General features: G+C 25.1%; 15 protein-coding genes and 1 tRNA gene. 9 read left to right on the forward strand and 7 right to left on the reverse strand.

All coding sequences use genetic code 4. From position 1 onward, the window contains the following. Positions 1–342: 342 nt before the first annotated feature. From aspS to RRG59_RS01365, 3 genes are all read right to left on the reverse strand, one after another. Complete coding sequence (gene aspS, locus RRG59_RS01355) at positions 343–2040, reverse strand: aspartate--tRNA ligase (RefSeq protein ID WP_322900655.1); 1698 nt, start codon at positions 2038–2040, stop codon at positions 343–345. After that, positions 2033–3376: a histidine--tRNA ligase gene (gene hisS / locus RRG59_RS01360; RefSeq protein ID WP_322902594.1), complete on the reverse strand. Its 1344-nt coding sequence runs from the start codon at positions 3374–3376 to the stop codon at positions 2033–2035. Before hisS ends, aspS begins: the two co-directional genes overlap by 8 nt. A 71-nt stretch (positions 3377–3447) precedes the next feature. Beyond that, a complete protein-coding gene (locus tag RRG59_RS01365; protein WP_322902596.1) occupies positions 3448–4032 on the reverse strand; it encodes a thymidine kinase in 585 nt (194 codons plus the stop codon). A gap of 176 nt (positions 4033–4208) precedes the next feature. Here RRG59_RS01365 and RRG59_RS01370 point away from each other — a divergent pair, with 176 nt between their 5' ends. Both RRG59_RS01370 and RRG59_RS01375 read left to right on the forward strand, forming a co-directional pair. Beyond that, on the forward strand, positions 4209–4874 hold the full coding sequence (locus tag RRG59_RS01370) for a deoxynucleoside kinase (protein WP_322902597.1): 666 nt from the start codon (positions 4209–4211) through the stop codon (positions 4872–4874). Beyond that, entirely contained in the window at positions 4874–5545 is a 672-nt protein-coding gene (locus RRG59_RS01375) for a deoxynucleoside kinase (protein ID WP_322902599.1), read from the forward strand. Before RRG59_RS01370 ends, RRG59_RS01375 begins: the two co-directional genes overlap by 1 nt. 39 nt (positions 5546–5584) lie before the next feature. Here RRG59_RS01375 and rbfA read toward each other — a convergent pair whose 3' ends face one another. The 4 genes from rbfA to RRG59_RS01395 form a co-directional block, all read right to left on the reverse strand. Next, positions 5585–5923, reverse strand: a complete 339-nt coding sequence (gene rbfA, locus RRG59_RS01380; protein WP_322875749.1) for a 30S ribosome-binding factor RbfA — start codon at positions 5921–5923, stop codon at positions 5585–5587. 38 nt (positions 5924–5961) lie between these two features. Continuing rightward, positions 5962–6038 (reverse strand) — tRNA-Arg (locus RRG59_RS01385). 77 nt (positions 6039–6115) lie between these two features. Continuing rightward, positions 6116–6331 carry a hypothetical protein gene (locus tag RRG59_RS01390; RefSeq protein ID WP_036430612.1) on the reverse strand — a complete coding sequence of 72 codons (216 nt, stop codon included), beginning with the start codon at positions 6329–6331 and terminating at the stop codon, positions 6116–6118. Between the two features lies 1 nt (position 6332). Further along, positions 6333–7187, reverse strand: coding sequence for a DegV family protein (locus RRG59_RS01395; protein ID WP_322902601.1), 855 nt, complete (start codon positions 7185–7187; stop codon positions 6333–6335). Positions 7188–7292: 105 nt separating this feature from the next. On the opposite strand from RRG59_RS01395, the gene RRG59_RS01400 reads away from it, so the two are divergent. The 7 genes from RRG59_RS01400 to RRG59_RS01430 all read left to right on the forward strand — a co-directional run bounded on the left by RRG59_RS01400 (position 7293) and on the right by RRG59_RS01430 (position 15623). Then, the gene (locus RRG59_RS01400; RefSeq protein ID WP_322902602.1) at positions 7293–8885 is read left to right on the forward strand and encodes an MAG5620 family putative phospho-sugar mutase; all 1593 of its coding nucleotides are present in this window, start codon (positions 7293–7295) and stop codon (positions 8883–8885) included. 78 nt (positions 8886–8963) lie between these two features. Beyond that, complete coding sequence (locus tag RRG59_RS01405) at positions 8964–9860, forward strand: hypothetical protein (protein WP_322902603.1); 897 nt, start codon at positions 8964–8966, stop codon at positions 9858–9860. A 190-nt stretch (positions 9861–10050) separates the two neighbouring features. Then, the gene (glpO, locus tag RRG59_RS01410) at positions 10051–11205 is read left to right on the forward strand and encodes a type 2 glycerol-3-phosphate oxidase (protein WP_322900665.1); all 1155 of its coding nucleotides are present in this window, start codon (positions 10051–10053) and stop codon (positions 11203–11205) included. Positions 11206–11213: 8 nt separating this feature from the next. Then, a complete protein-coding gene (locus RRG59_RS01415) occupies positions 11214–12611 on the forward strand; it encodes an MFS transporter (RefSeq protein ID WP_419198139.1) in 1398 nt (465 codons plus the stop codon). After that, positions 12604–13332, forward strand: coding sequence for a glycerophosphodiester phosphodiesterase family protein (locus RRG59_RS01420; RefSeq protein WP_322900666.1), 729 nt, complete (start codon positions 12604–12606; stop codon positions 13330–13332). The genes RRG59_RS01415 and RRG59_RS01420 overlap by 8 nt, the downstream gene beginning before the upstream one ends. A gap of 9 nt (positions 13333–13341) precedes the next feature. Further along, positions 13342–14859, forward strand: a complete 1518-nt coding sequence (glpK, locus tag RRG59_RS01425) for a glycerol kinase GlpK (RefSeq protein ID WP_322902605.1) — start codon at positions 13342–13344, stop codon at positions 14857–14859. 8 nt (positions 14860–14867) lie between these two features. After that, complete coding sequence (locus tag RRG59_RS01430; protein ID WP_322902607.1) at positions 14868–15623, forward strand: MIP/aquaporin family protein; 756 nt, start codon at positions 14868–14870, stop codon at positions 15621–15623.

The following is a 15623-nucleotide window of genomic DNA, read 5'->3' on the forward strand; positions in this document are numbered from 1 at the left end:
AAAATAAAAATTTCTATATATGTATACATATATAGATTCTAAAAAAATTAAAAATTTGGTCTTCAACTCAGAAACTCAGGATCTATATGTTAATAAAACCTAATTTTATTCAGATAGGCACAATTATATTTAATGTTTTTGCTTCTTTATTTTTTATCTGAACAAACACATTCTTAATAACCAAATTTATTTTTATATTTAAATATAAAAAGAAGTCATTAAATATTGCCTGAGTTAATTTATTAAAGATTCAACTCTTTTTAACTTTTAGATTTAAAAAACTTAGGGAACATAATTACTTTAAGTTCAATATTTAAAAATAAGGCATTTGCCTTATTTTTCTTAATTCTTAACTGAAATAAATAATTCATCTAATTGTTTTTGTTCTACACCTGATGGTGCATTAGTGAAAATATCTTGGTTTTTAGAATTTTTAGGGAAAGCAATTGCATCTCTAATGGTTGATAAATTTGCTAATATCATAATTATTCTATCAATACCTAAACCTATTCCACAGTGTGGTGGTACCCCATAATTTAAAGCATTTAAGAAGAAACCAAATTTCATTTCTTGTTCTTCTTTTGATAAACCAATTAATTCAAACATTTTTTCTTGAACATCTTTATCATAAATCCTTGCTGAACCAGAACCTAATTCAAAACCGTTTAAGACCAGGTCATAACTTTTAGCTTTTATTTGTTCTTTAGGTAGTGTACTTAATTCATCGATAGTATTATCAAATTGAGTGAACGGATGATGTGCTGCATCTCATTTATTATTTTCATTATCATATTCAAACATTGGAAATTTAACAATTCATTTGAAATTAAATTCATCTTTTGCTCATTTATATCAATTGTTTAGTTCAACTCTGACTGCTCCTAGACTTTGAGATGCATTTTCAAAGTTATTAGCTACAATTAAATAAGTTCCATCTTTATTTTCAAATTTATTTATTAATTTCTTAATACTTTCCATAACTTTATTTGCAAAGTTTGATTCTAAAATTTCACCATCTTGAACAGTAAAGTAAAATAATGCATTTGCCTTGTTTTTCTTTGCTATTTCTTCAAGTATTTTAAACTCTTTTTTAGTTATGATTTCAGAAATTTTTAATAATCTTTTTGATGATTCGTTTTTTATAATGTTGAAATTAGAATCATTACAAAAATCATTTATATCAATTATTTTTTTGTCATATCTAAAATCAGGTTTGTCTGAACCAAAATCTCTAATGCAATCATCATAATTTACTCTTTGAAAAGGTATTTGTATATCAACATCCATTACTTTTTTCATTGCATACTTAAATAATTTTTCAATTTTACTTTGAAAAGTTTCTAAATCTGTGAAACTAACTTCAATATCTAGTTGAGTAAATTCTGGTTGTCTATCTTTTCTAGAATCTTCATCTCTAAAACAACGTGCAATTTGAAAATATTTTTCAAAACCAGAAATCATTAATAGTTGCTTGAATAATTGTGGTGATTGAGGGAGTGCATAAAATTCATTTACATTTCTTGTAGGAACTAAGAAATCTCTAGCGCCTTCTGGTGTCGCTTTTGAAAGAATCGGAGTTTCTATTTCTAAAAACCCATCATTTTGTAAAAATTCTCTAACAGCAAAAATAAATTTATTTCTAAGTGCAATTGTTTTTTGCATTATAGGTCTTCTTAAATCTAAAAAACGATATTTTAATCTTAATTCTTCTTTAACTTCTATATCATCTCTTATTTGGAATGGTAATTCTTTTGATGAAGAAAGTACCTTATATTGTTGAACAAAAACTTCAATTTCACCAGTAGGCAAATCATAATTTTTATCCTTACGCTCTTTAACGGTTCCTCTAACTTCTAAAACGCTCTCTTTAGAAAAGTTGATTGGTTCATTAAAAACAAGTTGTGTTATTCCGTATTTATCTCTTAAATCAACAAAATTAATTTCACCAAATTTTCTTTTGTTTGCTACTCATCCATACAATATAACTTCTTGGTTTAAATTTGATAAGTTTAATTCATTGTTATTTATTGTTTTATTCATTACTAATTAATCCTTCAATATATTCTTCTAATTCATTGATATCTATATCTAAATCACACTCTTCTAGAAATCTTAATAAATCTGCAACTCCTTGATTATTATTTTGGAAAATTATCTTATCATTAGTTAATAAGTTTTTAGCACAAAACATATTAGGTTGTAGTATCTTATCATCATAAATAATGATTTTTGCATTTTTCTTATTTGCTTTTTCAAATAATTTTTTACTTTTTATTATATTAAATTCAAATTCAACAGAAGGAAATAAGTTGATTAAGTGTTTATAAGTCAAATCAAATAATTTAGATAAATTAGTTTCATTTAAGGAAGAACTTACATAGATATCACAATTATTTATTTCCTGTTCTATGTTAGTGCTTTTGATAAATCTTTCTTTGATTAAAGAAGCACATCTATCAATACCAAAACCAAAACCTACACTTGATAAATCAGGCCCACCTAATTCATTTATTAAATTAGAATATCTACCACCACCTATTATGGTTGATTGAGATCTGACGTCTTTTGTGTCTGCAACAAATTCAAAAACTACTTCATCATAATAATCTAGACCACGAACTAATTCATTACTTTCAATATATTCAATTCCTAGTTCATCTAGTTTTATTTTTACATTATTATAATAAGTTTTAGATTCTTCTGATAAGTAATCACTTATTTTGGGTGCATTTTTTATAAAATCAAGTTTTGAATCTATCTTGTCATCTAATATTCTTAATACATTGTTTTCAAGCAATCTTTTTTGTGATTCTGGTGTTAATTTATCCTTAAACTTTATTAAATAATTTTTTAAACATAATTCATAATTTCTTCTTGACTCTGGGTTTCCAATAGAGTTAATCTTTAGCTTATATGGAACTTCTAAATAATCTAAAATACTAGCAGCAAGATAAATCACTGCAATATCTTTTAAATAGTTTTTTTCTCCAACAAATTCAACTCCTGCTTGATAAAATTGACGATAACGACCTTTTTGAGGTTGTTCATATCTAAACATAGGCATATTGTAAGCAAACCTTTGATTTTGTTCATTATACCACTTATTTTCAATATATGCTCTAACAAAAGGTGCAGTTCCTTCTGGTCTAAGAGAAATTTCTCTTTGGCTTTTATCTAGAAAATCATACATTTCCTTTTGTGCAATTTCTGAATCTTGAACTGTTCTTTTGAATAAATTAGTTGATTCAATGATTGGTGTTTCAATGAACTTAAAACCATTTTTTAGACAAAGTTCTTCGAAAATAGAACTAATAAAATTTTTTAATTCATATTCTATAAAATTATAATCTTTAGTACCTTTAATTTTTGTAATCATATAAACCTGCTTTTAAATTTTCATAATTATACATTTTAATAATAAAAAAGTTTCATATTTAGAAACTTTTGCTATTTATTTTTAGATATTTTCAATTTATTGTTTTCACCCAAAATATGGCATTTTCTACATCTTGCTTCATATTCTGAATCACCAAGAAAATTCAAGTTGTTATTGTTTTCTTTTCTAAATGAAAAAGCAGCATCTGATTTACATAACAAACAAACAGCTTTTAATTTAGTTATATCATCTGCTATAGCTAGCAAACCGGGGGTTACTCCAAAAGGTCTTCTTAAATAATCCATATCTAGACCACTAATAATAACTCTAACTCCATTTAAAACTAATTTGTCAATTACTTTAAATATTCCATCATCTAAAAAATTGACTTCATCAATTGCTACTGCCTTGAACCCAGAGTTTCAATGCTTTAATATCTCTGAAGATTCTTTTATTACTATAGCATTGGTTTTAGCACCTGTCCTACTAACTATTTTATTTTCATCAAAACGAACATCAAATGAAGGCTTAAACACAATTGTATTAACTTCAGCAATTTCTAATATTTTTAATCTTTTTAGTAATTCTTCTGTTTTACCAGAAAACATAGGTCCAGTAATAATTTCTAATGTACCTTCTGGTCTTTTTAAATTCATAGTCCTCCTAAGTCTGAAAATAGATTATATTATCATTTTGCAATTTCTCAAAGCATTTTATTTAAATTTAATATTCTTAACGAATTTTTTTGCTGAAGATAAAAATCGAAAAAAGTAATTTAATAAAAAGATATTTTTTGTTTATAATAAATAACTATCAAATTAAAGGAGTTATTATGTTAATTGGGATTAGCGGAATGATAAGCAGTGGGAAAAGTACTCTGTCACAAAAATTAAATGAACATTATAAAAGTTCAATGATATTAGAAGAATATGATGAAAATAATGTTGTATTTAATACTTTTTTAAAGTGGTTGTATGAAAAACAACCAAATTTAACAATGGGTTTTCAAACATATGTAGTAGAAAATCATACAACTAAACTTCATGATTTATTTAATACTTTTAGAAATTTAAATAAAGATTTTGCAAAAGATCATATCTTTTTAGATCGTTTTAGTATAGAACATTATATTTTTGCTCATGTGAATTTAAAACCTAAAGGATTAAATTATTTAAACGGTTATGATGCGTTATTTGATTTTTTAATAACAGAAGAAGAAACACCGGATTTAGCTATTTATTTAGATGTGTCTTATGAAACTTTTGAAAAAAGGTTATTTTTAAGAGGGAGAGAAGTAGAAACAAATAACTATTTTCAAAATAAAAGTTATTTTGAAAATTTATTTAATGTTTATAAAGACTTATTTATTAAACAAGCAAATAAATATAATTTAAATTATGTAATTATTGATACAAATAATTTAACAGAAGAAGAAGTTTTAAAAAAAGCAATTTCTATCATAGATAATTTTGATTTATCAAAGGTAAGTAGAAAATAATGGTTATAGCAATTAGTGGAATGATAGGTTCTGGCAAATCAACACTATCAAAACATTTAAATCAACATTATCATAAATCTTATTTGTTAGAAGAGTTTGCTCAAGATGATAATGTTTTTAATACTTTTTTGAAATGAGTTTATGAAAAAGAACCAAATATAGATATTGCTTTTCAATCATATATTATTGAATCACTATCAGATACTTTTGCTAAAAAAGAGAAATTATTTTTAAAAGATAGAAATCATAAAGAACACTATATGTTTCTAGATAGGTTTAACTTAGAGCATTATATTTTTGCACTTGTTACATTAGAAAAAAAACCATATAGATATACACAAGCATTTAATGCTTTATTCGAACATATTATTAATTTAAATGATAACCCTGATTTAGCAATCTTCTTAGATGCTGATTTTGATACTATTAAAAGTAGAATACTAAGTAGAGGAAGAAAGATTGAAATAGATAATTTTGAGATGAATGAAGATTATTTCAAAAGATTACACTCTTCATATAAAGAATTATTTTTATTTTTAGTAAATAAATATAATATTCCTTACTATATTATTAATACAAATGATATTAATGATGAAAAGGTTTTAAATCAAACAATAGATTTTATAGATAAATATGATTTTACTAAATCTGTTAGATATAAAAATTTATAAAAAATTTAACACAAGAAAACTAGAACAAAATATTTTGCTCTAGTTTTCTTCTTTTATTTTCCTTAATATTGCATCAATTGCAGAACCTGTTGCAGATACTTCATCTATAAAAAACCTTACTTCAGGAACTTTTCTTCAATTTAGTGATTTTGCAAGTATTTTACGAACATAACTTGCTGAACTATTTAATGCAATGATACCTTTTTGTACATTTTCTGATAAATTAACATACACTTTTAAAACTGATAAATCTGAGGATAATTTGACATCCATTACAACAGGATCAATAATATTAACGTTTGTTAAGTTATTTTGAATTATGCTTGCTACTAATTGATGAACTTGTGATTCTTTACGTTTTAAATTAATTTGATTCATATTGTTTAAATTATATATTAAAAAAGGGTATAAAAAAATGGCGATCACGAGAGGATTCGAACCTCTGACCACAAGCTTAGAAGGCTCGTGCTCTGTCCATCTGAGCTACGCGACCACGCTAATATATAATACCACATTATTTTGATTTTTGTTCAAATTTATTAAATAAAAAATTAGAACATAAAAAATGTTCTAATTAACTATAATAATTTGTCATATTAGTATTCCAAGAAGAATTAAAATTAAAATAACTGAAATAATAGAAATAACATATATTTTAGTATTTTTTTTATATGTTTTTAATGCCTCTGGAGGTAAGGTGTTTTCTTGAATTATCGAATCAAACATTGAAGTATAGTGTTGATCTATTTCATTCTTTTTATTGTCTTTTCTTTTTTTTATCTTCATATTATTTATCTAATTCTAACATCACAGAAACAGCAAAGGCCTCAGGGCCTGTGTGTGCAGCTATTGATGCAGGTGTATTTATTTTAGAAGTAGGTTTGATAAATTCATCAGATGTAATCAAGTTATTTACTTCATTATCAATTCCTGATACTAAATCAACATATACATTTGCTTCTTTGTTATATGATTTTATTTCTTCGATAAAATCATTGACTAAATCAAATGCTTTATAAACTGCTTGTTTGAATGTTTTTTTAATTGAAATAGATTTTACTTTCCCTTCTAAGTCATAAGAAAGAATAGGGAACATTTTTAAGTAAGATAGAATAAATTTCTTTAATCCTGATAATCTACCACCATTTACTATAAATTGTAAATTTTTAGGAACAATAAATGTTCTAGATGTTTCATTTATATCATTTAACTTTGAATATAATTCATTTATACTTGCACCATTTTCATATAATTTTTTAAAATATTCTACAACTCTTATTATTTGGTTACCAAATAAATGATTTTCCATTGCATAAACATTATTTTTTTCAGATGCAACACTAATAAATTGTGAAAAAGTGTTTGATAATTCTTTTGAAACACCTAAATAAATAACATCATCATATTCATTTGATGTTTCTTCAATTGTTTGAACTATTAGGTTGTAATTTGGTAATGAAGTTTTAACTTTAGCTTCTGTAGTCAGTTTTTTTAATAAATCTTGAGAATCTATTTCTTTCCCATCTTCATAAAAAACACCATCTATTTCTATTCTTAAAGGTAAAAATCTATAACCTTTTTCATTTGCTTGTTCTTGTGTTAATCCTGAAAAAGAATCAACAATTATTCCTAGTTTTTTCATAATTATTATTATATATAATAATTTTAAGAAAATATGCATAGAACATTATAAATTATTAATTTTTATTTTTCGCTTTTTAGAACTATAAAATAATATAATTAATTAATGAAATTAAGTGAAAATCAATTAAAAAACTGATATTCCTTTTATTATGATCAGAATCTAATTCATTTAACATATAAGGAATTTTTATTAAAAATTAATGATAATTTATTAAATTTAGAAAATCCTAGAATAACATTTGATGGTATTGAATTTTTAAATAATAATATTTATGAGTTAAATTCTTTTAACATATACTATTTAATAATATTAATAGACATTTATTTATCTGAAAATATAAATAAAAGAAAAAAACAAATATTTTTAGGAAAAGATAATAACATAGATTTAGAAAAAATTATTTTGCTTAAAAAGTTTTTTAATAAAAACAATATTAAAGTTTTTGAGTATAACATTTCATATGTTAATGATTTTATAGTTTTAAATACATTATCAGATATGGATTTGGATTTAGCAATTTACTTATATAAAAATGAGATAAATAATAAATATTATTTAAAAATATACAATAAAGATGGATTATTATCAAAAGAAAAAATAAATGAATTAATAAACAAATCACATAATTTTGATAAAGAAATCAAGTTATCAGAAAATAAAGATTCAATTCAACTTAATATAGATAAATTTTTAAATTATTATATCAATAAAAATAATAATCATATAACCAAATCAGAATTTAAGCAAGATGTTTTGAATATAAAAATAACAATAGAAGATCCAAAATCAGAATATATCTTATTAAATTTGCTGAGAAAATTTGGTTATTTAGTAAAAAGAAATATTCAAAAATTTAAATGAGAAACAAAGATCAAAAAATATTTATGAATTTATTTTAAATGATTAAATTACAACTTAAATAAATATGATTTATTAATATATATTGATAAATTTAATCAATTATCAATTTATTTAAAAATAAAAAACAAATTTATTTTAATAAAAGATGAAGAGTTAACTTATCTATATATTAATTATTATTATTTAACATGAAAGCAAAATCAAGTATTAGAAAGGAATAAAATTTTTATCCCACATTACACTTCAAGTAGCATCTTAAATTTACTCAATAACTTCAATATTCCTTATGATTTTTTAAATAACTTAAAAACTAATGAAGTTCTCTTAGCAAATCAAAATAAATTCTTTTCATCTGAAATAGATAAATATTTGTCTTTTAATAATGTTCAATTTGTTTTAAACTTTTGTTTTATTTTGAGTTCATATAAAAACAATAATAATTTATTAGATTATAAGTTTTTAAAGATGAAAAAATATATGAATAAATACATAGTTAAAAATTATTCAACAAAATTCGAATACAAGAAAAATAATCAACTTATTCATTTATTTAAGTCTCAAAAAATTTTAAATAAATTTTTTTATATAGAAGAAAGTATTAATATAGATTTAAATACAATATATGACCATACATTTTTAAAATTAATAATTAAAGACAAAAATCAAAATGAATATATTACTTTCTTGTATTATGATTTTTATTTAAATAATTTTAATATTAAGATAGAAACTAAAAGAACCAAAAATATTTTTTTCTTCTGCATTCAAAAAATACTAATTTTTCAATTAAACAAAAGTATACAAAAAATACTAAATTTAACTAAACAAACATAGTTTTTTATTATTTTTAAAAATTTTATTTTGATTTTTATATATATATATATATAATTAATGCAAAAAAGGAGAAAATATATGAAAAAAAGATTAATAAGTTTATTTATTAGTGGTTTTGCAATGTTTGGTGCAATTTCGTGTGGCTATACATCTGAATCAGGAAGCAAAAAACCTATTACAGAAGTTGATACACCTATTAAAAATCCTTCTGATGACACACAAACACCTCCAGAAACAAGTCCAACACCTGAACCAAAACCAATGGATGGAGATTTAAAAACAGGAGAAGTAGATAATTTAGTTTTACCAAAAATAAACAACCCACTTAATAATTCAATATATTCATATAATAATTTAGCAAAATATAATGATATCTTTGATAAATCAACCAAAAATTTAAAAGATGAATACAAACAAGCAATTAAATTTTTAGATGATTACTTAAAATCAAGCAATGAACTTTTAGGTCTTAATGTTTCAGAGGAAGAATTATATATTAGATTTAATAATGCCTTTACTTCTTTAGTTGATAAAAAAGAAAGAGGCTATCAAGTAAATAACAAATTATTTGATGAATATCCATTAGTATTAGAGGCTTCATTAAATGAGTTAATTGAAGAATATAAAAATAATCCAAAATTATCTGCAGAATTTAAAGAATATTTAGATGATTTAGATCTTAAAGAATTAGTTACATCGATTAAATTGAATGAAGAAGCAAAAGCAAAATTATTATTAACACATGAATTTTACGGAAGTGATTTTTGAAAAGGAAATCAACATAAATACTATAATGGAGTCCAAGAATACATAGGAGAACTATGATTTGTAAGAGTTAATGATCCTAAACCTCCGTTTATTTATGAAGTATTAAAATCATCTGTAAAAGAAGCGCTGGACAAAGAAGTATTAAAAAACTTCAAACCAAAGACAACAACTAGTTCAGGTAGACGAATTTCTTCATTATTTATATAAATCAATTATATAAGTAATTAATTTTATGGAATAACATATGGAATAATTTCCCAAATATAAAAAATATGGAAAAAATACTTTTTTTCCATATTTTTTTATTCTTTTCAAGAACCTACCCCCCCTATTTTCTTGGTCAACCTTAAATTTATTTATAATTATTAAGCACAAAATTTAATTAAGGAGAATTATTGTGAAACAGAAATATGATGTAACTATTATTGGTGGTGGTATCATTGGAGCTAGTATAGCTTACGAACTATCTCAATATAAATTAAAAACTTTATTATTAGAAAAAAACCCAGTTTTCGCTGATGAAACATCTAAAGGAAACTCTGGAGCAATTCACGGTGGTTTTGATCCTGATCCTGGAAAAATTGAAGCAAAACTAAATGTTTTAGGTAATGAACTATGAAGAACTAAAATCTTTAAAGATTTAGATTTTCCTAAAGTTCAAGTAGATTCATTGATACTTGCTTTTAATGAAGAAGAAATGAAACATGTACATATGTTATACGAAAGAGGATTAATTAACAAAGTTCCAAAAGAATTTCTTAAAGTAATTACTAAAGAAGAAGTTCTTAAAAAAGAACCTAATGTAAATCCAAAAGTGCTAGGGGCACTATTATGTACAAGTTCTTGAGCCATTGATCCTGTTAGAGCAACATATGCTTTCTTAGGAGCTAGTGAACAAAATGGAACAGAAGTTAGAAATAATTCAAATGTAGTTGATATTAAATACTCAAACAATGAATTTGAAATTACATTAGGAGATGGACAAAAAATTTATTCAACTGTAATCATCAATGCCGCTGGACATTATGCAGATGTTTTAGCAGAAAAAGCAGGATATGGTGATTTTAAACAAACTACTAGACGTGGTGAATATCGTATTTTATCAAGAACAGAAGCAGGTATTGTTAATTCAATTTGCTTTAAAGTTCCTACAATCCACGGTAAAGGTGTTATTGTAGCACCAATGTTAGATGGTCGTGTGTTAGTTGGACCAACCGCTGAAGAAGGAGTTCCAAAAGAAGATACCAGATTAGTAACTAAAGAAAAATTTGATTATATTGGGCAAATTGGAAAAGAAATTATTCCTTCAATAAGACTTGAAAAAACAGAAATCACACTTGCTGGTTCACGTCCAATTGATATAGAAACAAATGACTTTGTTATCCGTAGTGCAAAAGATAATAAAGCATTTATTAATGCAGCAGGAATGCAATCACCAGCAATTGCATCAGCACCAGCAATTGCAATAGAAATTGCTAAATTAGTAGAAGAAGCAGGATTAAAATTAGAAAAGAAATCTAATTATAATCCAAAATATAAAGTTAGATTCTAAGGAGAATTATGATTGAAAAATTAAAAGGTTTAACTTGGAAACAAATAATAGCATTAATTATATTGGCTGCAGCAGATGTTTTTGTTATCGCTGCACCTTACTATATTAAAAATATTATTCCAAATTTACATACTTATTTAAATATCCGTGAAGATCAAGTTGCAACATTGACTTCTATTATAGGATGAGTAACTTTAATTACTCAATTACCGGGGGGGTTCTTAGCAAATAAATTTAGTTCCAAATGATTGTTATTTATTGCTGTGTTTTCAACAGGTATTATAACAATATGATTTGGATTTAATATCTTATATTCATCAACTCAATCACCAGATTCATTATTCATTCAATATGCAATAATTTGAGGATTATGAGGAGTTAGTTCAACATTAGTGTTCTGAACTCCATTATGAAAATTAGTTTCTCAACAAACAACTAAAGAAAACCAAGGTCTTGCATATGGGATTCAAGGAACTTCTAATGGTATTATCGGATTTTTCTTAATCTTTGTATTAGGATTATTAGTAAAAGATGTTTGATTCCCTACAGTATCTAAAGAATCATCAACAATCCCATTTGCTACATATGCTTTCTTAATAGCAGGATTTTTAGTTGCAACATCATTTTTAGTATTGTTTGGTGTCCCAGAAAAACAAATGGAAAAAAATACAGAGAAATTGACATTTCAAAGAATCAAAAAGTCAGTTTTACAAGTGTATAAAGCACTTAAAAATTGAAAATTATGAGCTTTATCTATCTTTGTAATGGGTATGTATACTTTCCAAAGTGTTTTTGCATATTACTTATTACAACTTCTTCAAAATGCATATTTAGCTCCTGCAATTTTAGTTACTATAATTGGAGGAGTAAGAACATATGCTCTAAGAACTGCTGTATCAACATTTGTTGGAAGATGAGCAGATAAATTTAGATCATATGTATTGTTCTTAATTATTATACTTGGTATAGGAATTATTATTGTTGGTGCAATTATCTTACTTGGTTATTTACCAGAAAGTCAAAATATTACATTAATTGTATTAAGTTCTACATTATATATCTTAGCTGGAGTTCTATCTTGAGGAATGGTTACTTTAAGATATGCACAAGTAGGAGAAATACATATAGAAAAAAATTCATATGCATCATCAGTGGCAGTTTTATCATTTATTGGTTTTTCAACAGATGCATGATTATACAATGTAACAGGAGCAGTAGGTAAAGCGTATACTCCTGAAGGTGCAACAAATACTTCGATTACAGGATATCAAATTATTTTATTAATAACTTTATCAATTGCTCTAGTAGGTTTATTAGCTGGTCTAGCAGTTCATATTGCTAATACTAAAGAACTTAAAAAATTAGGTAAAACAAATTACAGATGGAGAACACTAGAAAATGCCTAAACAATTAATTTTAGCTCACAGAGGTTATTCAGGTATTGCTCCAGAAAACACAGATTTAGCATTTGAAATGGCATATCAATATAATTTTGATGGTGTTGAATTAGATGTTCATTTAACTAAGGATAAAAAATTAGTTATTATCCATGATGAAACAACTAATAGAACAGCTTTAACTAATAAAGAAATTGAATTTAGTACATTAAACGATCTTAAAAAAGATGATCATAGTTTATTTTTTAAATATAAAGTTAAAAAACAGACTATTCTTACATTAGAAGAATTTTTAGATAAATATTTAGATTTATATAAATTGATTAATGTAGAAATCAAAACAGATCAAAAAGAATATAAAGGAATTGAAGAAGAATTACATAAATTATCATTAAAATACGGTGAAAAATATTTTTCTAAGATAGTTTTTTCTTCATTTAATTTTCAATCACTTCGTAATATGAGAAAACTAAGTTCTAAATATCAATTAGCATTTTTATTTTGAACAGAAACTCAATTTAAAGAAGTTTCAATTGAGGAAATGAAATCTATTTGTCAATATTTAAATCCATGAACAGTTTTATATGATAAAGATAAAAATAGATATAAACAAATTGGAATGCCTTTAATTTTGTGAACGTTAAGAAATCAAAAGAAATTTAAAGAATATCTTAATGACGAAATAGTTTATGCTCAAATAAGCAATTATAAATTTGAATCAAAACGATAGAAGGTCAAAATGAAAGATAAATACATTATAACTTTAGATTCAGGAACTACTTCTTGTAGAACATTGGTAGTAGATTACAATGGAAATATTGAAGCAAGTAGTCAAACAGAATTTACACAACACTTTCCACAATCAGGTTGAGTTGAACATGATCCATTAGAAATTTGAAATGTTCAATTATCAACAATGCAAAGTGCAAAACATAAAGCCAAAATAAAATCTGTAGATATAGCAGCATTAGGTATTACAAACCAAAGAGAAACAGTAGTTTTATGAGATAAAGAAACTGGTTTACCAGTTTATAATGCCATTGTTTGACAAGACAGAAGAACAACAGATTATTGTGAAACTTTAATAGCAAAAGGTTATTCAGAAAAATTTAGAGAAAAAACAGGACTAATAATTAACCCTTATTTCAGTGGTACAAAAATTCGTTGAATATTAAAAAATATTCCTGAAGCGCAAGAAAAATTAAAAGAAGGCAGATTATTAGCAGGAACTATTGACACATGATTGATGTGAAAATTAACAGATGGTCAAGTTCATGCAACTGATGTTTCAAACGCTTCAAGAACAATGCTATTTAATATTCATACATTAGATTGAGACAAAGAAATATTAGAATTATTAGAAATACCAAGAGAAATTCTTCCAGAAGTAAAACCTTCATCAGGACATTTCGGAATTGTATCACCTCATCACTGATCGAATAAAGCAACTGGTGAAGTTCCAATTACAGGGATAGCAGGTGATCAACAATCTGCTTTATTTGGACAGTTGTGTACAGAAGTAGGTATGGTAAAAAATACTTATGGAACAGGATGTTTTACATTAGTAAACACAGGTACAAAACCAGTTAATTCAAAAAATAAATTATTAACTACTATTGCATGAAAAATAGGACAAGAAAAAACAGTTTATGCTCTAGAAGGATCAGTGTTCATTGCAGGTGCTGCAATTCAATGATTAAGAGATTCATTAAGAATTTTATATAACTCAGCTGAATCAGATTTCTTTGCTTCATTGGTGGATGATGATCAAAGAGTTTATGTTGTTCCATCATTTACAGGTCTAGGAGCACCATATTGAGATTCATATTCACGCGGAGCTATATTTGGTTTAGAAAGGGGAACAAAAAGAGAACACATCATTAAAGCAACATTAGATTCGATTGCATATCAATCAAATGACTTGCTTAAGGCAATGGAAAAAGATTTAGAAAAACCAATTATTTTATTAAAAGTAGATGGAGGAGCATCTAGATCTAATTATTTAATGCAATTCCAATCATCTATTTCAAATCTAAAAGTTGAAAGACCATTTAATATAGAAACTACTGCACTTGGTGCTTCATATTTAGCTGGCTTGGCAGTTGGATATTGAAAAGATATTGAAGAAATTAAAAAAATTAATAAAACTGACAAAGTATTTAAACCACAATTAAATCAAAATGAAATTGATACCTTAATTAAAGGTTGAGATACAGCAGTACAAAAAACACTTAATTGAACAAAAGATATAAAATAAGGATAATTATGGGATTAGAAAGACTAGATATTTTATCTGAATTCTTAGGAACATTAGTACTAATTTTACTTGGTAATGGTGTAGTATATAGCGTTTCAGGGAAGAGAATGTTTGGAAATCAACCAGGAAAATGAGTTGTAATTATTTTAGGTTGAGGACTAGCAGTTTTTGCTGGTGTTATTGTTTCGCAATCACTAGGAGGTTCTGCTCACTTAAATCCAGCAGTTACAGTTTTTGATTTAGTAGCATCGAAATTTAATGATCCTCTTAAATTAGTTTATATTCCTGTGCAACTTTTAGGAGCAATGTCAGGTCAAATTATATTAAACTTCATTAATTGAAAACACATTCAAGAAACAGATTTAGGAAGTGTACGTGGTTCTCATTGTACAGGTCCAGCATATTCAGGAAAAGAAAAAGCCTCAGTATTTAATTTTGCATATGAATTAGTTGGAACAATGCTATTAGTTGGATTAGTATTAGCTTTTTCTAAAGGAAGTAATGTTTCGAGTTTAGCTACATTTGGACCAATTCCTGTTACTTTAATAGTTATTGCAATTGGTGCATCTTTAGGTTCTTCAACTGGATATGCTATTAATCCTGCTAGGGATTTCGGACCAAGAGTTATTTATTATTTAACAGAAAGATTATTAATGAAAAACAGAAAACAAGAATTTGTAGGTGGAAATTGAAGTTATTCATGAATACCGGTTTTAGCACCATTAACAGGAGGGTTATTAATAGGATTATTTTCATTAATATAA

This window comes from Mycoplasmopsis felis (genome assembly GCF_034647055.2).
GTDB classification, from domain to species: Bacteria; Bacillota_I; Bacilli_A; order Mycoplasmatales; family Metamycoplasmataceae; genus Mycoplasmopsis; species Mycoplasmopsis felis.